This window comes from Streptomyces sp. Q6 (assembly GCF_036967205.1).
GTDB classification, from domain to species: Bacteria; Actinomycetota; Actinomycetes; order Streptomycetales; family Streptomycetaceae; genus Streptomyces; species Streptomyces citrinus.
This window is the reverse complement of the sequence record NZ_CP146022.1, coordinates 7,346,650-7,365,615: the sequence shown is the minus strand read 5'-3', so window position 1 is coordinate 7,365,615 and position 18,966 is coordinate 7,346,650. Positions and strand designations below refer to the sequence as shown.

The 18,966-nt window shown below is 73.3% G+C and carries 14 protein-coding genes and 2 pseudogenes; 10 read left to right on the top strand and 6 right to left on the bottom strand.

What is annotated here, in order from left to right; all coding sequences use genetic code 11:
• Positions 1 to 2: 2 nt before the first annotated feature.
• Both V2W30_RS33900 and V2W30_RS33895 read left to right on the top strand, forming a co-directional pair.
• A complete protein-coding gene (locus V2W30_RS33900; protein WP_338702411.1) occupies positions 3 to 1,064 on the top strand; it encodes an ATP-dependent DNA ligase in 1,062 nt (353 codons plus the stop codon).
• Between the two features lie 111 nt (positions 1,065 to 1,175).
• Entirely contained in the window at positions 1,176 to 2,075 is a 900-nt protein-coding gene (locus V2W30_RS33895) for a DUF3048 domain-containing protein (protein WP_425244719.1), read from the top strand.
• Here V2W30_RS33895 and V2W30_RS33890 read toward each other — a convergent pair.
• A complete protein-coding gene (locus tag V2W30_RS33890; RefSeq protein WP_338702409.1) occupies positions 2,062 to 2,535 on the bottom strand; it encodes a MarR family winged helix-turn-helix transcriptional regulator in 474 nt (157 codons plus the stop codon). The two genes, V2W30_RS33895 and V2W30_RS33890, sit on opposite strands and share 14 nt — an antisense overlap.
• Before the next feature lie 266 nt (positions 2,536 to 2,801).
• Between V2W30_RS33890 and pcaH the strand changes: the two genes are divergently transcribed.
• The 4 genes from pcaH (at position 2,802) to pcaD (ending at position 6,757) form a co-directional block, all read left to right on the top strand.
• Positions 2,802 to 3,575, top strand: coding sequence for a protocatechuate 3,4-dioxygenase subunit beta (pcaH, locus tag V2W30_RS33885; RefSeq protein ID WP_338702408.1), 774 nt, complete (start codon positions 2,802 to 2,804; stop codon positions 3,573 to 3,575).
• A 9-nt stretch (positions 3,576 to 3,584) separates the two neighbouring features.
• Positions 3,585 to 4,190 carry a protocatechuate 3,4-dioxygenase subunit alpha gene (pcaG, locus tag V2W30_RS33880; RefSeq protein ID WP_338702407.1) on the top strand — a complete coding sequence of 202 codons (606 nt, stop codon included), beginning with the start codon at positions 3,585 to 3,587 and terminating at the stop codon, positions 4,188 to 4,190.
• Positions 4,187 to 5,503, top strand: a complete 1,317-nt coding sequence (pcaB, locus tag V2W30_RS33875; protein WP_338702406.1) for a 3-carboxy-cis,cis-muconate cycloisomerase — start codon at positions 4,187 to 4,189, stop codon at positions 5,501 to 5,503. The genes pcaG and pcaB overlap by 4 nt, the downstream gene beginning before the upstream one ends.
• Before the next feature lie 123 nt (positions 5,504 to 5,626).
• Positions 5,627 to 6,757: a 3-oxoadipate enol-lactonase gene (pcaD, locus tag V2W30_RS33870; protein WP_338702405.1), complete on the top strand. Its 1,131-nt coding sequence runs from the start codon at positions 5,627 to 5,629 to the stop codon at positions 6,755 to 6,757.
• Between the two features lie 360 nt (positions 6,758 to 7,117).
• Here the strand turns inward: pcaD and V2W30_RS33865 are convergent, their stop codons facing one another.
• Positions 7,118 to 9,793 carry an ATP-binding protein gene (locus tag V2W30_RS33865; RefSeq protein WP_338702404.1) on the bottom strand — a complete coding sequence of 892 codons (2,676 nt, stop codon included), beginning with the start codon at positions 9,791 to 9,793 and terminating at the stop codon, positions 7,118 to 7,120.
• 251 nt (positions 9,794 to 10,044) lie between these two features.
• Here V2W30_RS33865 and V2W30_RS33860 point away from each other — a divergent pair.
• Both V2W30_RS33860 and V2W30_RS33855 read left to right on the top strand, forming a co-directional pair.
• Positions 10,045 to 10,125, top strand: a pseudogene (locus V2W30_RS33860) (hypothetical protein); the annotation flags it as partial.
• An 8-nt stretch (positions 10,126 to 10,133) separates the two neighbouring features.
• A complete protein-coding gene (locus V2W30_RS33855) occupies positions 10,134 to 11,141 on the top strand; it encodes a hypothetical protein (RefSeq protein WP_338703959.1) in 1,008 nt (335 codons plus the stop codon).
• Between the two features lie 158 nt (positions 11,142 to 11,299).
• On the opposite strand, the gene V2W30_RS33850 is transcribed toward V2W30_RS33855, so the two are convergent.
• Positions 11,300 to 11,932: a TetR/AcrR family transcriptional regulator gene (locus tag V2W30_RS33850; RefSeq protein WP_338702402.1), complete on the bottom strand. Its 633-nt coding sequence runs from the start codon at positions 11,930 to 11,932 to the stop codon at positions 11,300 to 11,302.
• Between the two features lie 199 nt (positions 11,933 to 12,131).
• Between V2W30_RS33850 and V2W30_RS33845 the strand changes: the two are divergent.
• Positions 12,132 to 12,950, top strand: a pseudogene (locus V2W30_RS33845) (phosphatase PAP2 family protein); the annotation flags it as partial.
• A gap of 161 nt (positions 12,951 to 13,111) precedes the next feature.
• Complete coding sequence (locus V2W30_RS33840; protein WP_338702400.1) at positions 13,112 to 14,092, top strand: DMT family transporter; 981 nt, start codon at positions 13,112 to 13,114, stop codon at positions 14,090 to 14,092.
• Between the two features lie 156 nt (positions 14,093 to 14,248).
• Here the strand turns inward: V2W30_RS33840 and V2W30_RS33835 are convergent, their stop codons facing one another.
• The 3 genes from V2W30_RS33835 to V2W30_RS33825 form a co-directional block, all read right to left on the bottom strand.
• On the bottom strand, positions 14,249 to 15,172 hold the full coding sequence (locus V2W30_RS33835) for a phospholipid scramblase-related protein (protein ID WP_338702399.1): 924 nt from the start codon (positions 15,170 to 15,172) through the stop codon (positions 14,249 to 14,251).
• A gap of 110 nt (positions 15,173 to 15,282) precedes the next feature.
• On the bottom strand, positions 15,283 to 17,340 hold the full coding sequence (locus V2W30_RS33830; protein WP_338702398.1) for a phosphocholine-specific phospholipase C: 2,058 nt from the start codon (positions 17,338 to 17,340) through the stop codon (positions 15,283 to 15,285).
• A gap of 157 nt (positions 17,341 to 17,497) precedes the next feature.
• Positions 17,498 to 18,952 carry a carboxylesterase/lipase family protein gene (locus tag V2W30_RS33825; protein WP_338702397.1) on the bottom strand — a complete coding sequence of 485 codons (1,455 nt, stop codon included), beginning with the start codon at positions 18,950 to 18,952 and terminating at the stop codon, positions 17,498 to 17,500.
• Between the last annotated feature and the right edge of the window lie 14 nt (positions 18,953 to 18,966).

Here is an 18,966-nt window from a genome sequence, read left to right as displayed (position 1 = left end):
GCATGGATCTTCCCGTGATGCCGCCGGTCCGGCCGATGCTCGCCAAGTCCGCCGCCCGGATCCCCGCCGGGATGCACTACGAGGCGAAGTGGGACGGCTTCCGGGCGATCGTCTTCCGCGACGGTCCGGAGATCGAGCTCACCAGCCGCACCACCAAGTCGCTGACCAGGTACTTTCCCGAACTGGTGGAGGCGCTCGCCGAGCGTCTGCCCGAGCGGTGCGTGCTGGACGGGGAGATCGTGATCGCGCGGGACGGGCGGCTCGACTTCGACGCGCTGACCGAGCGGATCCACCCCGCGGACTCCCGGGTGCGGACCCTCGCCGAGCGCACGCCCGCCTCCTTCGTGGCCTTCGACGTCCTGGCGCTGGGCGACGAGGCACTGGTCGACGTGCCGCTCGCCGAGCGCAGGACACGCCTGGAGGAGGCCCTCGCGCAGGCCTCGGCGCCGCTGCACCTGGCCCCGGCGACGACGGACGCCGAGCTGGCGGGGCGCTGGTTCGAGCAGTACGAGGGCGCGGGCCTGGACGGCGTCGTCGCCAAGCCGCTCGACCTGCGGTACCGGCAGGACGAGCGCCTCATGTTCAAGATCAAGCACGAGCGGACGGCGGACTGCGTGGTCGCCGGGTACCGGCTCCACAAGAGCGGCCCGGTCGTCGGCTCGCTGCTGCTCGGCCTGTACGACGACGCGGGCACCCTCCAGCACGTGGGGGTCTGCGCGTCCTTCACGATGAAGCGCCGCGCCGAGCTGATCGAGGAGCTGGAGCCGCTGCGGACGGAGTCCGCCGAGGGCCACCCCTGGGCGGCCTGGTCCGACGAGGCGGCCCAGGCGAAGTCCCGGATGCCGGGCGCCACCAGCCGCTGGACCGGCAAGAAGGACCTCTCCTGGGTGGCGCTGCGCCCCGAACGGGTGGCCGAGGTGGCGTACGAGCACATGGAGAACGGCGCACGCTTCCGGCACACGGCCCGGTTCCGCCGCTGGCGCCCGGACCGGACGCCGGAGAGCTGCACCTACGCGCAGCTGGACGAGCCGGTGTCGTTCGACCTGGCGGACGTCCTGCGCTGAGCCCCGGAGCGGCGACCTCACGGACAGCGTCTCGTACGGGGATCAGCGCGGGCCTGGTGCGGGTATGCCTGGGCCGTGGACGGGATACGTAGGCGCGCGTTCGTCGTGGGGATGCTCGGGGCCGCGAGCGCGGCCTGCACGGCGGGCGGGCTGCCCCCGGACGGGAACGGGGACGCGTCGCCGTCCGCCCGGGGCGCGGCCCTGCTCGCCGTGAAGATCGACAACGTGGGGGCGGCACGGCCGCAGACCGGGCTCCAGGACGCGGACATCGTCTACGCCGAACAGGTCGAGGGCGGTCTGAGCCGTCTGATGGCGGTCTTCGGCTCGCGCCTGCCCGACGTCGTGGGCCCGGTGCGCAGCGCGCGCGAGACCGATCTGGAGCTGCTCGCCCAGTTCGACCGCCCGACGCTCGCGTTCTCCGGCGCCCAGGGCAGGCTGCTCCCGCTGATCGACGCGGCGTCGCTACGCGCGAAGTCCCCGGCCGAGGCGGGCGGGGCGTACTTCCGCGGCGGCGACAGACCGGCGCCGCACAATCTCTTCCTGCGACCGGGCAGGCTGGGCCGTACGACGTCGGGGACGAACGCGGGCACGGCGGCCGGGTTCCGCTTCGCGGCGCGGGCACCGGCGGACGGGCGGGCCGCGGCGGAGCGCACGGTGCGCTTCCCGTCGGCCCGCTTCACCTTCACCTGGGCCGCCGGGCAGGGGCGTTGGCGGGTGAGCATGGACGGGCGTCCCGCCGTCACGTCCACCGGCGAGCGGCTCACCGCCGCGACGGCCGTCGTGCAGTACGTCGACATCCAGCCGTCCCGCTTCCACGACAAGCTCGGCAACACGTCACCCCTGTCGCGCACGGTGGGTACGGGGAAGGCGCTCGTCCTGCGCGACGGGCGCGTCTACGACGCGCGGTGGGAGCGGCCCGCCGCCGCCGACCCGACGACGTTCACGACGGCGGACGGCACGCCCCTGCCCTTCGCGCCGGGGCCGGTGTGGGTGGTGTTCACGAAGGCGTGACGGCCGGGGCGGCCGTCGCCTGCGGACTGCGCAGCCCCTCGGCCGCGTCGCACACCCGCTGGATCAGATCGAAGAAGACCTGCTGCTCACCGGCGTCGAGGGGCGCCAGGAAGACCTGGTTCATGCGGGCGGTGCGCACGGTCAGCTTCTTGTGGGTGCGCGCCCCCTCCGCGGTCGGCCGCAGCAGCCAGCGGCGGCCGTCCTGCGGGTCGCGCACCTTGTCGACGAGGTCGCGCCGGGTGAGCCGGCTGACGACCTCGGCGATCGTCGAGCGGTCGAGGCCGACGCGCTCTCCGACGGTGCGCTGGTCGAGTCCCGGCTCGGCGACGAGCGCGTTCAGGACCGCGAACTGCGGTGACGTGATCTCCTCCGAGACCATCGCGTTCCACAGCAGGTAGTGGGCCTGCTGGAGCCGCCGGGCGAGATGCCCGGGATGGGTGGTCAGGTCCACCGCGGCCATCGCGGTCCTCCGGTCTGTGCGCAGTGCAGGGGCGTAGTGGTGCGTGGTGCAGGTGGGCGGGTGTGCCGATGGGCGAGTGTGCGGGCGTGCGGATGTGCGGGTGCACTGAGCAATACTCCGGCACTCGGTATCCCGCTGTCGAGTGGAAACCCCCTGTCCTCCCCGTGACTCTTGACGGTTTTCGTCCCCGGTGGCACCGTGTGCAGCGCTCCAAAAATACTCAGTGCGCTGAGTAAATACAGAGCCCGGCCCAAGGAAGAAGCCCCATGACGCTCACCCAGCACGACATCGACGCGGAGATAGCGGCCGAGCACGCCGCGTACGAGAAGCGCGTCGCCGGCGGCGCGCCCGTCGAGCACCACCCGCGCCGCGACTACGCGCCCTACCGCTCCTCCACGCTGCGCCACCCGAAGCAGCCGCCGGTGAACATCGACGTCTCCAAGGACCCGGAGCTGGTGGAGCTGTCCTCCCCCGCGTTCGGCGAGCGCGACATCACCGAGATCGACAACGACCTCACCCGGCAGCACAACGGCGAGCCGATCGGCGAGCGCATCACCGTCGCGGGACGCCTCCTCGACCGCGCCGGGCGCCCGCTGCGCGGCCAGCTCGTCGAGATCTGGCAGGCCAACTCGGCGGGCCGCTACGCCCATCAGCGCGAGCAGCACGACGCCCCGCTGGACCCCAACTTCACCGGTGTGGGGCGGATGCTGACGGACGATCAGGGCCGCTACCACTTCACCACCATCCAGCCGGGCCCGTACCCGTGGCGCAACCACGTGAACGCCTGGCGGCCGGCCCACATCCACTTCTCGATGTTCGGCTCGGCGTTCACGCAGCGGCTCGTGACGCAGATGTACTTCCCGAGCGACCCCCTGTTCCCGTACGACCCGATCATCCAGTCCGTGACCGACGACGCGGCCCGTCAGCGGCTCGTCGCGACGTACGACCACAGCCAGTCGGTGCCCGAGTTCTCGATGGGCTACCACTGGGACATCGTGCTCGACGGACCGCAGGCCACCTGGATCGAAGAAGGGCGCTGAGCGACCACCATGACGAAGATCGACACGACCGACCCGGCCGCCGTGCTGCCCACGCCCTCGCACACGGTCGGCCCGTTCTACGGGTACGCGCTGCCGTTCCCCGGCGGCGCGGACATCGCGCCCGTCGGCCACCCGGACACCGTCACCGTGCAGGGATACGTGTACGACGGCGAGGGCAACCCGCTGCCGGACGCGTTCCTGGAGCTGTGGGGCCCCGACCCGGAGGGCAACCTGCCGCAGGTCGACGGTTCGATCCGGCGGGACCCGGCGACGGGCGGCTACCTCGGCCGCAACGGCGTGGAGTTCACCGGCTGGGGCCGTATCCAGACCGACGCCAACGGCCACTGGTACGCACGGACGCTGCGCCCGGGAGCACGCGGGTCCAACGCCCCGTACCTGAGTGTGTGCGTGTTCGCGCGCGGGCTGCTCGTCCATCTCTTCACGCGGATCTACTTCGCGGGCGACGACGCGGCGCTCGCCGCCGACCCGCTGCTCGCCGGGCTCGACGAGGCGCGGCGCGACACGCTGATCGCACGGCGGCGGCCGGACGGCACGTACCGTTTCGACATCCGCCTTCAGGGCGAGGGCGAGACGGTCTTCCTGGAGTTCACGTGACCCTGTTCGACCCCGGTACCGAGGACGCTCCCACCGAGCGCACCACGTCCGAACCCGCCTTCCTTCAAGCCCTGTTGGACGCGGAGGCGGGTCTGACGCGGGCACAGTCCTCGCTCGGGCTCGCTCCGGCCGGGGCCGCCGACGCGGTGACGGCCGCGGCGGTCGCCTCGTCGTTCGACGTACGGGACCTGGCGCGGCGGTCCCGCGCCGGGGGCAATCCGGTGATCCCGCTGGTCGCCGATCTGACGGCGGCGGTCGGGGCGGAGCACGGGCCGTACGTGCACCGGGGCGCGACGAGCCAGGACGTGCTCGACTCGGCGCTGATGCTGGTGGCGGCGCGCAGCCTGGACGCGATGGCGGGCGACCTCGCCCGCACCGAAGAGGTGCTGGCGCGGCTCGCCGTGGCGCACCGCGACACGGTCATGCCGGGCCGCACGCTCACCCAGCACGCGGTGCCGACGACATTCGGCCTCAAGGCGGCCGGGTGGCGGTCGCTGATCCTCGACGCGCGCGACCGGCTGCGGTCCGTGCGGGACGCCCTGCCGGTCCAACTCGGCGGCGCGGCAGGCACGCTGGCGGCGTTCGAGTCGTACGGGTCGGCCGAGCCGCTTACGCTCGTCGAGGTCTACGCGCACGAACTCGGCCTCGCCGCACCGCAGTTGCCATGGCATGTGCTGCGGTCGCCGGTGGCGGACCTGGCCGGGGCGCTGGCCTTCACGGCGGGTGCGCTCGGCAAGATCGCCGCCGATGTGCTGGTCCTGTCCCGTACGGAGATCGGGGAGCTGGCGGAGGGGGCGGGCGGCGGCTCGTCCGCGATGCCGCACAAGGCGAACCCGGTCCGCTCCACGCTCGTCGCGGCGGCGGCGCGCCGGGCACCGGGGCTCGCGGCGACGCTGTACGGCTCGATGGCGGCGGAGGACGAACGCCCGGCCGGCGCCTGGCATGCCGAATGGGCCACCCTGCGGGAGCTGTTGCGCGTCGTCGGCGGCGCCGCACGCGACACCGCCGAACTGGCCGAGGGGCTGGTGGTACGCCCCGAAGTGATGCGCGCGCACCTGTCCCTGACCGGCGGGGCGATCGTCTCGGAGCGCCTCTCGGCGGAACTGTCCGGCCGGCTCGGCCGCGCCCGCGCGAAGGAACTCCTCGCCACGGCGTCCCGGCGCGCCGCCTCCGACGGCCGCGACCTGGGGGCCGTCCTGGCCGACGTTCCCGAGCTCGAAGAAGCCGACGTGAGCGTCCCGGAACTGATGGATCCGGCGCGCTACACGGGGGCGGCCGGGGCGCTGGTCGACCGGGCGCTGACCCGCCGCTGACCTGCCCCTGTCCGCCCCGCCTTGCCCGCCCGCACCCGGCCCGCACCGCCACGTCCCCCGCGACCGAGCGCGGGTGGGACGTCCGGTGCGCGTCCCCCTCTCCCACCGACTGGAGCCAGCCCCATGACCACGTCCGCCCGACCCCTGCCGCACCACCGCGTCGAAGGGTCGCCCTCGGCTCCCCCGCTGATCCTCGGGCCCTCGCTCGGGACGTCGCTCGCGCTGTGGGACCGGGTCGCGCCCGAGCTGTCCGTCACGCACCGCGTCGTGCGGTGGGACCTGCCGGGGCACGGCGGGTCCGACGCGGGGCTGATCGCGGCCGGGGCCCGGGTGGCGGATCTCGCCGGGCTCGTGCTCGCCCTCGCCGACGAGCTCGGCATCGAGCGATTCGCCTACGCGGGCGTGTCGTTGGGCGGCGCTGTCGGGCTGTATCTCGCCGTGCACCACCCGGAGCGGATCGACCGCCTCGCCGTGCTCTGCTCGTCCGCGCACTTCGGGGGCTCCCTGGCCTGGGAGGAGCGGGCCGCGCTGGTGCGCAAGGAAGGCACGGCGGGCGTCGCCGACAGCGCGCCAGCGCGCTGGTTCACGCCGGGGTTCCGCGACGACCGGCTCGTGCAGGACAACCGGGACGCCGACCCCGAAGCGTACGCGGCCTGCTGCGACGCGCTCGCCGCCTTCGACCTGCGGGACCGGCTCGCCGAGATCGGTGTGCCGACGCTGCTGGTCGCCGGGCGCGACGATCCCGCGACGCCGCCCGCCCATCTGCGGGAGATCGCGGACGCGGTGCCGGGCGCCGCACTCGCCGAGCTGGCGGGCGCCTCGCACCTCGCCGTCGCCGAGCGCCCCGAGGCGGTCCTCGGGCTGCTGCGCACGCACTTCGGTACGGGCGTCAAGCGCGGCATGGCCGTGCGCAGGCAGGTGCTCGGCGACGCGCACGTCGACCGGGCGCAGGCGCGGCAGACGCCGTTCACCGCGGGGTTCCAGGACTTCATCTCGCGCTACGCGTGGGGCGAGATCTGGACGGACGAGACTCTGACCCGGCGCGAGCGCAGCATGGTCACCATGACCGCGCTGGTCGCGCACGGCCACCTCGACGAGCTGGCGATGCACGTACGCGCCGCCCTGCGCAACGGCCTCACCCCCGACGAGATCGGCGCCGTGCTCCAGCAGTGCGCCGTGTACGTGGGCGTACCGGCGGCCAACTCGGCGTTCGCCACCGCACAGCGGGTGCTCGCGGAGGAGGGCCTGGCGTGACGGCCACCCCGGCGGCCCTTCCTCTCGGGCCGTCGGGTGTCCCTTTCGGCGACGGAGCCGCCGGCCGGCCTGGCGGCGCGGGCGCCGTCTGATGGGCCGTGCGGCGTCGGCTCGCGGGGCGCCGGGGGACGGGCTGCGCGGCGGCCCCGGCCGACGGGGCAGCGGGGTGCGACGTGCACGGCGACCCGGGGCTCGGGCGACTGCCCGCCCCGCGGCTCCGGCCGACGGCGCCACCGGCCGGGCGGGCGCCGGAACGACCGGGCGCCTCGTGGACCGGACGGGTCCGGCGCGCGCACGAGGACACGTACGACCGCGCCGGGCAGATGCGACTCGGCGCCGCTCACCGGCCGGTCGCGGCGGTCAGCGCAGGCCCCGCCCCGTCTCCAGGACCTCCCTGGCCCGCGCCGCGAGCCCGTCCGCCCCGCACGAACGGGCCAGCGTCAGACCGCGGTTGAGCTCCGAGAGGGAGCGGCCCGCTATGCCGTACTCGACGCGGGCCAGCGCGTGCTCGTACGCGCAGGGCGACGCTTCGAGATACGTCACCGCCTTCGCGTACAGGGTGAGTTGCTTCTGTCCGGTCTCCAACGAGGCCGCGCAGCGCAGCGCTTCGCCGATCGCCGTGTCCGTGCCGAAGCGCTCGGCCTGGATGCGGGCCTCCCCGGCGAGTTCGGCGGCGCGCCGCGGATCGGTCAGGGCGAGCGCCCGAGCGAGGTCGAGGGCCCACGGCGCCATGATCGTGTTGTGGCCGCCGCGCGCGATGGACGCCTTGGCGGCGCTCTCCAGTTCGTTGATGCCCTCTTCGACCCGGCCGGTGGCCAGGAGCAGCCGGCCGCGGACCGAGTGCGCGTCGGGCAGCACGATCGTCGACGGGTAGGGCGGCCCGAAGGCGTAGCGGTCCGCGATGTCCTGCGCCTCGTCCGGCTTGCCGCGGGCGAGCAGCGTGTCGATGAGCATGCACGCCGCGTCCCAGTGCATCGGCAGCCCGTGCCCGACGCGGTCGGCGAGCCGCAGGGACTCGCGCAGGAACGCTTCGGCATCGGTGAGGCGACCTCGTCTGCGGTGGACGTATCCCACGAAGGCGTGCGCGATGGCGAGGTGGCCGCCGCTCCAGCCGGCCGTCTCGTACTCGCGGACGGCCTCGGTGAACAGGGACTCGGCGCGGTCGAGCCGGTCGGCGAAGAGGTAGGCGCTGCCGAGCATGGCGAGAACCTCGAAGCCCCATTCGGGGTCGGTCCAGCCGAGTCCGGGTGCGAGGCGGCCGTTGACGAGGGCGCGGTCGCAGCGCTCGACGACCTCCTCCGCGTTCTCCCCGCGGGTCATCGCGTCGAAGGCACGCAGGATGAGCAGCACCCGCTCCGGGTTGTCGCGGCCGCCGAGCCGGTCGGCGAGGGTGGCCAGGTTGCGCGAGCGCCCCGGGGAGTCCTCCTCGCCCGCGTGGATGCCCTCCCACATGAAGTGCACGGCTTGCAGACGCAGCCGCGCGGGGCCGGGGTCGAGCCGCTCGGCCTCGGTGTCGATGAGCCGCAGCGCCTCTTCCAGCTGGTCGTTGTGGACGAGGGCCTGGGACAGTCGGCACACGGCGTCGACACGCTGGTCCCCGTCGAGTCCGGGTGTCGTGTCGAGGGCCGCGTCCAGGTGCTTGATGGTGGTGGCGGGCGAGGTGAGCAGGGTGGCGCAGCCCAGTTCGTACAGGACGTGCGGGCGCGTCTCGGGCAGCGGCGGTTCGGCGAGGGCGCGCTCCAGACAGCGGCGGGCGGCCGCGGGCGCGCCGACCGCGAGATGCTCGCTGGCCGCGGCCCGCATCTGCTCGACGAGTTCGGGGTCGTCGTCCGGGTGCACTTCGAGCAGGTGCCGGGAGGCCGCGGCGGGTCCGTGCCCGGATGCGGTGACCGCCCACGCGGCCTGGCCGTGCATGGCGGTGCGGGTGGCCGACGGGATCGCGTCGTAGACGGCGGAGGCGATCAGCGGGTGCACGAACTCCAGGGTGTCCGCGGTGCCGTACGTGACGTCGGTCAGGATGCGGGCGGCGCGCAGCCGCTCGGCGCAGCGCCCGGCCTGTTCCGGGTTCATTCCGGCGAGCAGGGCCGCGAGGCCGGGCTCGATGCGGGTGCCGAGGATGGCGGCGGCCCAGGCGAAGCGGGTGGCCTCGGTGCCGAGTCCTTCGAGGCGGGCGACGAGCCCGCGCCCGCGCGCCGACTGGTTCAGGGCGCGCAGCCGGGCGGCCGACTCCTCCTCGGGCGCGAGGCTGCTGTCCTGCACCTTGGCGAGCAACTCGACGGTCTCGTACGGGTTTCCGCCGGTGACCGCCCAGACCTCGCGGCAGAACGGGTCGTCGGCGTGAGCGCCCAGTGTGGCGCGGGTCAGGCCCGCGGTGGCGTCCGGGGTGAGGGCGCGCAGCTTGGCGGCGCCGGGCCGGGCGGCGGCGGCCACGGCGTCCAGACAGGCTGCCGCCTGCGCGTGCTCCGGGTCGCGCTGGGCGACGACGACGAGCACCGGCAGGTCGTCGAGGCGCTCGGCGAACGCGGCCAGCCACTCCAGGGTCTCCAGGTCGGCCCAGTGCGCGTCGTCGATGAGCAGCACCAACGGCCAGTGCAGCCGCGCCAGTCGGGACACGGCGGCGACGAGGCCGTCACGCACACCCTGCGGGTCGGCCTGGCGCCCGGTGGGCTCGGCTATCCCGAGGGCGGGGCCCGCGATGTCGTACCAGTCGCCGAAGTACTCGCGGGCCTCGTCCTCGGAGAGCGCGAGGAGGGCGGGCTGGAGCAGTCCGCGTACGACGTTGAAGGGGACGGAGGTGACCGTCTCCCCGCCGCGCGCGGACCAGACGGTGGCCCGGCCCCTGGCCATGTCGTGCACGCGGGAGAGCAGGGCGGTCTTGCCGATGCCCGCCTCTCCCTTGTAGACGACGAGGCTGCCGGACGAGGCGGCGTCCCCGCACAGGTCGTCCAGCGCCCTCTCGGCGACCTCGAGTTCGGATTCCCGCTCCCACAGCAGCGGGCCGGAAGAGGCGGCGTCGGCGTGCCGTCCCTGTGTCATCCCGCACCCTCCCGGTGTCGTTCCCCGTGCCCTGCCCCGTACGTGGCCGTACTGGTCATGAGGGTAATGCGCGGGGGCCCGTCGCGGTGGTGGGTCTTCGGACCCGATGACTTTTGATCGGGCCTGAGGAGCCGGGCGGGCCCGTACGCTCCGCTCCGTGCGATCCCTGTCCGGAACGCGCGGACAACGATCCCGGCCGTCGCCCGGACCCTCTCATTTCCTTTTCAGGCTCGCCTCATACTGTGACGTCCATGACGTCGCAGACTCCCGCAGCCTGGTATCCCGATCCCGGGCAGGTCCCGGACGGCCCCCGCACCGAACGCTGGTGGGACGGCAGCCGGTGGACGGACCAGACCCGTCCGGCCACGACCCCGCCGCCGAACGCCCCGAACACGCCGCAGGCACCCCGGCGCCCCCGGCCCCGCAGGCCGCCCCCGCGCCCGGCCCGGCTCCGCTCGCGCAGCAGCCGCCGGGGCAGCAGCCGACCGCGCCCGGCATGTATCAGGCGTATCCCAACTACCCGGGCTATCCGGGCCAGTTGCCGCCGAAGCCGCGCAGCCGTGCGCGCGTCGCGATCGCGGTCGGTGTCGCCGTGGCGGTGCTCGCCGGGATAGCCGGCGGCGTGTACGCGCTCACCTCCGATGGCGGCGGCGGCAAGAACGACGACCGGGCCGGGTCCGCCTCGCAGTCGCCGCTCCCCGGTGGGCCCGGCGGGGGCGGTGGTCCCGGCGGCGGCGACGGTGGCAGCGCGTCCCCCGAGTCACCGCGGTCGCCGCGGGCCCCGCTCGACGAGGGCTACGCCACCGACATCACCAACGGGGTCGCGCTCCCCGTCCTCGACGACTGGACCGGTACCGACGGCGCGGGCGTCGCCGGTGTGCAGACCGGGCCGTACAAGTGCCCCGACGACACGGCGCAGACCTGCGTCAAGGGTGGGGCGTCGACCTCGTCGGCGAAGGACCTCAAGCTCGACGCGACGACGGCCGAGGCGGCGGCGAAGGAGGACATCCTCAAGAACGCCAAGGCGTCCTACGGCGGCAAGGTCTACGGCGGGATCCTCAACCACGACGAGCTCCTGTCGGAGAAGGTCACGGTCGCCGGGCAGAAGGGCTACCGGGTCCGCTGGAACGTGGACACCAAGTCGTCGATCGACGCGTGGGTGGAGTCCGTGGTCTTCCCGTCGCCGGACGACGCGAAGACGCTGGTCGTCGTGCGCATCGGCGTCGACATCCCGCGCACCTCCAAGGAGAAGGCCGCCGGACCGGACAACACGGCGATCGACAAGCTCGTCAAGGGGATCAAGAAGTCCCGGGTGCGCATGGGCGGCGGCGTCGGCGAGGACGTCTGAGCCGGTAAGGAGCGCGTCTGAGCAGGTGAACGGGCCGGGCGGGTTCCCCTCCGCTCAGTGGAGGAACCCGCCCGGCCGGGGTGCGCGCCGCCCCCGTCCCCACGGTGCGGCGCAGGCGGACCGCCGGCCGGTCATCCCTGCGGCCGGCGGTCAACCGTTCATGTGGCCTGATCGGGAAGCGTCAGGCCGAGTCCCGGAATGAGGACGCTCTCGACGAAACGGACCAGGTAGTCCTCGTCGGCGTCGCACCCTTCCAGTACGGGGCGACTGCGCATGACTCCGAAGAGCTGCGCGGCCAGGTAGCGCAGGCCCGGATGGTCCGCGGCGATCTCGCCGCGCGCCACCGCCCGCGCGACCATCGCGTCGATCGACGCGATCTCCGGGTCGACCAGGGCCCCGCGCAGCGCGCACTTCAGCTCGGCGTCCTGGAGGACGGCGTGGCCGAGGGCCTGGATCAGCGAGGTGTCCCGCTTGGCCTGCGCCCCGGCGTTGCGCGCGGCGGCGACCAGGTCTCCGGCGAGGGTACCCGTGTCGGCCGAGAAGAACTTCACGCAGCGTCCGGCGAGCAGCGCGGCCGCCACCATCTGCGGCTTCGTCTTCCACTGCCGGTAGAGCGTGGACTTGCTGCAGCTGGCGTGCGCGGCGACGCCCTCCATCGTGAGCGCCTCGTATCCGTTCGTTCGCAGCTGTTCGAGCACGGCCTCGTAGAGCTCCTGGGCCCGCTCCGGCGTGATCTTGGAACGGCGCGAGGTGGTCGTCGCTGTCGCGGTGGCCGGTTCTCGCGTCGTCATGACTCTGCGCTCCTCGCTCGATGGTGTGTGTCGATGAGATCACATCCCCTATCGATACGCCAGTGTACCGGTACGCCAGCGTTTCGGTACACTGGCGTATCGATGACGGGCGCTCCCGCGTCCGCACTCGTCCGTAGCGGCGCCACAAGCCACCCGCACCACCACGCACCACCCAGTCGTCACGAAAAGGGGCCAGGGGATGAATTCCCTGATAGAGCCTGCCGAACCGGAGCCGGACAGTCGCGCTGCCCGACCGCCGCTGGTCCGGGAGCTCCTGCTGGTCGTAGGACTCTTCCTCGTCTACAAGTTCGGCCGGCAACTGGCCAACGGCCATACCGGCGAGGCGTTCCGCAACGCCGACCACGTGTGGAGCTTCGAACGCGCCGTGCACCTGCCCGGCGAAGGCGGAGTCCAGAGCGCGCTGCTGCACAGCGACACCCTCGTGCACCTCGCGAACACCTATTACGCGACCGTGCACTTCCCCGCGACGCTCGCCCTGCTCGTCTTCCTGTACCTGCGCCGCCCGCGCCACTACGTGTGGACGCGACGCGTGCTCGCCGTCCTGACGGCGGCGGCGCTCGTCCTGCACCTCACGTTCCCGCTCGCGCCGCCGCGGATGCTGTCGGCCGCGCACCTGGTCGACACCGCGCAGGTCTACGGCCCTTCGGTGTACGCGGCGAAGCCGGCCACCGACACGATGGCCAACCAGTTCGCGGCGATGCCCTCGCTGCACTTCGGCTGGGCCCTGATGGTCGCGATCGGCCTGATCGCCGCCACGCGGTCGCGGTGGCGCTGGCTGTGGCTGCTGCACCCGCTGGTCACGCTGCTCGTCGTCGTCGGTACGGCGAACCACTACTGGCTCGACGCGATCGTGGCGACGGCGCTGCTCGGCATCGCCCTCGCGGTGATCCGCATGCCGCGCGTGGTGGGCGGTGCGCGGCTGCGGCGGCATCTGCTGCCCGTCCCCGCGTACGCGGTCGCCCCGGCCGCCACGGCGCGCGGCCCGCTGACGCCCGCGCCCTGGTCGCCCACCGCGTCGCCGCGCACCCCGCCGGACTCGCTGTCCGCGTCGGACGTCCTGGACCGGATGCCGATCCGCATTCCGGTGCAGGTCTCGCCGACCCCGGGCTCCACCTCGGTCACGACCGCCCCGCAGCTCGTCTCGACGGGAGCGCGGTGATGAGTGCCACGCTGCTCGCCGTCGCGCTCTCCCTCGTCTCGGCCGTGGCGTACGCCGCCGCGGCGGTCGCCCAGGAACGGCTCGCCGCCCGCACCGCAGGCGCCGGAGCGGGCCTGGTGCGGCTGCTCGGCACCGGCGCCTGGTGGTGGTCGGTCGGGCTGAACGCGTCGGCCGCGCTGCTGCATGTCGCCGCGCTCAAGTACGGCCCGCTCACGCTGGTGCAGCCGCTCGGCGCGCTCACGCTCGTCGCCGCCGTTCCGCTGGGCGCGCGGATCGCCGGGCGGCACGTGACGGCCGGCGAATGGCGGGGCACGGCCCTGACGCTGGCCGGTCTGGCCGCGCTGCTCGTGACGGCGTCGGGCCCCGCGCCGGACGACAGGCTCTCGCTGCCCGAGGCGCTCGCGGTGGCCGGCGCGACGGCCGTGCTGATCGGCGCCCTGGCCCGGCGCGGCGCCAAGCCCGGACTGCGGCACGCCACCGCGTCCGGTCTCGCCTCGGGTGTCGCCTCCGCGCTCACCCAGACCGTGACCGTCGCGGTGACCGACCGCTCGGGGCCGCTGCTCGACGTGCGGGTGATCGCGGTGGCGCTGCTCGTCGCGGCGTTCGCCGCGGGCGGGCTGCTGCTGTCGCAGACCGCGTACCGGGGCGGGCTCGGCGCGCCGCTCGCGATGGTGACCCTCGCGAACCCGGTCGCGGCGGCGGTCATCGGCCTCTCGCTGCTCGGCGAGCGCCTTCAGGGCGGGATCACCGGGTTCGCGCTGGCGGGAGCCGGTGCGGTGCTCGCGGCCCGGGGTGTGGTGCTGCTGACCCGGAGCGGGACGGCGGTCGCGCCCGAGCCGCAGAACACGGTGGTGGTCCTCACGTCGATCCCGGGGCAGCCCCGGCAATCGGCGCCTGCGCAGGCGACCGCGCCCGTTCAAGCTCCTGCGGCGATCGAGGAGCGCGGCCCGGGGCAGAGCCCTGTGGCCTTCGCGCCGTAGGAACCGAGCCCGACCGAGGACAGCCGAGCGCGTCGGTGGCCGTCACCGCCGGCCTGCCGGTGCCCGGCGGCGGCGCGGAACGCGTCGGGCGGGCTCGATGAGCCGACCGGCCGGTGACGCGGTGCGGGGCGGGCCCTGCGGCCCGCCCCGGCCCGGTCATCCGAAGCCGCGCGAGTCCTGCTTCAGAGCGGTGTCCACCGTCAGGGCCGTCGCGACGACGAGGCTGAGCAGCGGCTCGGGGAGCTGGAAGTGGATCTGCAACACGTAGTTGTCCGCGGTCGTGAACATCGTCTTGGCGAGTCCCTCCCACGTCTTCGTGATGCGGGCGACCTCCTGGTCGTTCTGGTCCACGATCGCGAAGTTCCAGGCGCGCCAGTTCTCCGCCTTGATCGCGCCGACCTGGAGGCCGTTCACGTTCATCGCGAAGTTGATCTTGCCGATCATGTTCTGCTGGACGATCTCACCGACCGGCGTGCCGTCCGGGCGCTCGACGATCACCCGCGACTTCATGAACTTCGCCGGGCGCGTGAGCACCAGCTGCGGCTGGCCGTACGCGTCGCGGATCTCCAGCTTGTGGGTCATGAACTGGTCGACGCTGGAGACGAAGCGCAGCGCCTTCTTCAGAGCCGTCTGACCGACCTGGGTGACCGAACCCAGCACGTTGCCGTGCTGGTCCATGACGCTGTACTCGTTCGTCAGCTCGATCAGCTTGGCCTTCTGGTTCACCACCAGGACCGGCTCGGTGAACAGCGAGCCGCCGCCCTGTCCGGCGGGCGCGACACCGGCCTGCTGCTGCACCTGGCGCTGGACGCGCGCGGAGTCGTGGTGCTGCTGGGCCTGAGCGCCGTAGGCCTGCTGCTGCACGGGCGGCTGCTGCGGCGGCGCCTGCTGTCCCTGCATCGCGTGGGCCTGCTGGGGCTGGTGGGCCTGCTGCTGCGGCACCTGGCCCGCGGCGGGCGCCTGGGCCTGTCCGGCGTGCGTGTGCTCGGTCCACTGGGACCCGTCCCACCACCGCAGCGTCTGGGGCGTCCCCTGCGGATCCGGGTACCAACCGGCAGGAGTGTTCGATTGCGTCGTCACCGGGGCACACTATCGCGGCGCCCCAGGAATGCCTCCAGGCCCGACGGATGTGACGTAGCCCCCTCCGCCCCGGCGGGGACGGCCTCGGACAGGACGGAGGGGACGCGGGGCTACGCGGTCGCGAGACCCGGGTCGCTCACGCCGGCCTGACCGTTCTCGACGTGTCCGGCCAGGCGTCGCAGGTATCCGGCGTTGCCCTCGACGACGATCTTCAGGTCGTACCAGCGCTTGGTGGCGCTCAGGTCGACCGTCTGCCGGACGGTCGTGCCGGCCCGCACCGTGTACGTCTGCGCCTGGCCGCCGTACGCGTTGGTGACGGTGAGGCGGGCGTCGGCCGTGGTCGGGTTGCTCAGGGTCAGCAGCAGGTTCCCGGTCGTCGCGTCGTGCCGTGCGGTGACCTCGGGCTCGACGGCCTTGTTGTTGCCCTTGAAGGCGCGCAGGAAGCCGTTCGGGCCGTGCGCCGTGAGGTCGTAGCTCCCGTTCGAATAGGCCGAGTTCCAGCTGTCGGAGAGCGACTTGGCGGCCTCGGAGGTGTACGTCCAGGGCCCGTCGGTGCGGTTCTGCGAGCGGACCTGGAAGGCGGCGCCCGCCCGGTCGCCGCCGCTGAACGTCAGCTTGTACTTGCCCGTCGCCACGTCCGCCGCGCCGTCGACGTAGGGCGCGTACGCGAGCGGACGGCTCGGCCGCGAGCCGCGCTCCTGCTTGGGGAGCACGCCCTGCGCGGGCGGCTTCGGTACGTAACTGCTGTGGCGGACCCGGTCGGGCGGCAGGTAGGCGGTGGTGTCGGGCAGGTCGGCCGGGTCCGTGACCTTGAGGGAGAAGTCGAAGGCGGAGGTCAGGTCGCCGCAGATGGCGCGGCGCCACGGCGAGATGTTGGTCTCCTTCACCCCGAACCGGTTCTCCATGAAGCGCAGGATCGAGGTGTGGTCGAAGGTCTCCGAGCAGACGTAGCCGCCGGTGGACCACGGGGAGACCACGAGCATCGGGACGCGCTGGCCGAGGCCGTAGGGGCCTGCCGCGTAGGTGGCGCCGCCCTTGTAGTAGTCCGAGGTCGTGTCGACGGTCGACAGGCCCTGGTTCGCCGAGGCCGGCGGGTAGGGCGGTACGACGTGGTCGAAGTAGCCGTCGTTCTCGTCGTACGTGATGAACAGGGCCGTCCTGCTCCACACCTCGGGGTTGGAGGTGAGGGCGTCGAGGACCTGCGAGATGTACCAAGCGCCGTAGTTCGCCGGCCAGTTGGGGTGCTCGGAGAACGCCTCGGGCGCCGCGATCCAGGAGATCTTGGGCAGGGTGCCCGCCTTCACGTCGGCCTTGAGGACGTCGAAGTAGCCGTCGCCCGCCTTGGCGTTCGTGCCGGTGCGGGCCTTCTCGTAGAGGGCGTCGCCGGGCTTGGCGTTGCGGTAGGTGTTGAAGTAGAGCAGCGAGTTGTCACCGTAGTTGCCGCGGTACGCGTCGTCGATCCAGCCCCAGCCGCCCGCCGCGTCGAGGCCGTCGCCGATGTCCTGGTACACCTTCCAGGAGACGCCCGCCTTCTCCAGGCGCTCGGCGTACGTGGTCCAGCCGTAGCCCGCTTCCTGGTTGCCGAGGACGGGGCCGCCGCCGGTGCCGTCGTTGCCGACGTAGCCGGAGAGCATGTAGTAGCGGTTCGGGTCGGTCGCGCCGATGAACGAGCAGTGGTAGTCGTCGCAGACCGTGAACGTGTCGGCGAGGGCGTAGTGGAACGGGATGTCGTCCCGGGTCAGGTACGCCATCGTGCCGGTGCCCTTGGCGGGGATCCAGTTGTCGTACTTGCCGTTGTTGAAGGCGCTGTGGCCGCCCGCCCAGTCGTGGTCGAGGCCCGCGATGAACTGCATGCCGAGGTCGGCGGCGTCGGGGTGATAGGGCAGGGTCTCCTTGCCGCCGCCGCTCTGGTTCCAGACCGGCTTGCCGCTGGGCAGCGTCACGGGACGCGGGTCGCCGAAGCCGCGCACGCCCTTCATGGACCCGAAGTAGTGGTCGAAGGAACGGTTCTCCTGCATGAGCACCACGATGTGCTCGATGTCCTGGACGGTGCCGCTGCGGCGCGCGGCCGGGATGGCCGCGGCGCGGTCGATGGAGCCGGACAGGGCGGTGAAGCCGGCGGTGGCCCCGGCGATCTGGAGGAAGCGGCGCCGATTGAGTTCGGTCATGGGTGTGGGGGTCTCCTGTTGCCTCGGTGGTGATCGATCCACGAAGAGGGGCAACGGGAGTGTTCAAGATGAGCGGTACCGAAGAAAAGGGGGAGGAAGTGACGGTCGCGCAAAATGTGGACGGCCGAGGCACGACGGCGCACGCTCCGGACGCGCCTCACCGCACCCCCTCCCACACCTCCCGCTCCGCCGGGCGGGGGTCCGTCTCCGTACGGCAGTCCGGAGCGTCGAAGACCATCGTCGTCCGGTCGCCCTTCGGGTCGTACGCCGCCCAGCCCGGATCGCCCGAGGCGGCGAAGGAGACCCACGCGCCGTGCATCGCGCGGGCCAGTTCGGCCGGGGCGTCCTCGCCGGCCAGGGGCAGGTAGGCGGGGTCGTCCGGCCGGTCGAAGACGAAGGGGAGCTCCAGGGCGTGGCAGGCGCCGAGTTCGCCGTCGAACCGGGGCGAGCGCCAGGCGAATTCGTAGAGGTGGCTGCCCGGGACGGACTCGGCGAGGCGGACGGCCGGGATGCGCCAGAACCAGTCGGTGACGATCGCCTGGAGCAGTTCGCCGGGGCTCGCGCCGGGGCGCGCCGCGCGGTAGCCGTCGAGATCGGCGCCGTACGCCTGGGCGCCGCGCGCGAGGCGGCTCTCCGAGATCGTGTGCAGTCGGCCGGACGGCACCATGTACAGGCGGTTCTCCTCGCGGTTGGAGCCGACGAGGAGGTCGACGCCGAGGTCGGGTCCCGGCAGCCGGAGTGCGTCCGCGACGGGTTCGAAGACCATGCCGTTGAGCGCGGCGTCGCCCCACACCGCCGGGTCGGGCCGGCGCGCGAAGTCGCCGCGCAGAGCGGCCTGCGCGGCGATGAGTGCGGGCAGCGGCACGGCGGCGAACGCCTCGGCCGTGTGCGGGACGCCGAGCCGCTCGGCCATCGACGCCCCGATCGCGCGCGCCGTGTCGGGCCGTACGAAGTGGTGGCAGGCGCCGCTCTGGAGGACGGCCCGCCGGAACAGCCCGCGGGCGCGGGGCTCGACGAGCAGCTGTCCGATCGCCACGGCCCCGGCGGACTCGCCGAAGACGGTGACGCGGTCGGGGTCGCCGCCGAACTCCGCGATGGTGTCGCGCACCCACTCCAGGGCGGCGATCTGGTCGAGCAGTCCGCGATTGTCGGGGGCGCCCGGCAGGTGCAGGAAGCCGTCGGTGCCCAGGCGGTAGTTGACCCCGACGAAGACGACGCCGTCGCGGGCGAAGGCGTCCCCGCGGTAGCCGGAGGAGTTCGCGGAGCCGTTGGAGAAGGAGCCGCCGTGCAGCCACACCATCACGGGCAGGCGCGCACCGGGGCCGGGCTCCGGGGTCCAGATGTTGAGGTTGAGGCAGTCCTCCCCCTCCTCGGACGTCTCCGGGATGAGCGCGTCGAAGGGCGGCGCGTACGGGGCCTTGGGCGCGGTCGGCCCGTACGCGGTCGCGTCCCGCTCCCCGGTCCACGGCTCGGCGGGGGCGGGCGCGGCGAACCGGCGCGGGCCGAACGGCGGCGCGGCGTACGGCACTCCGAGGAAGGCGGTGACGCCGCCCTCGGTGCGGCCTCGGACAGTTCCCTGGCGAGTCGTGACGACGGCGGTCGTAGCGGTCATGCGGTGAGGCTCCC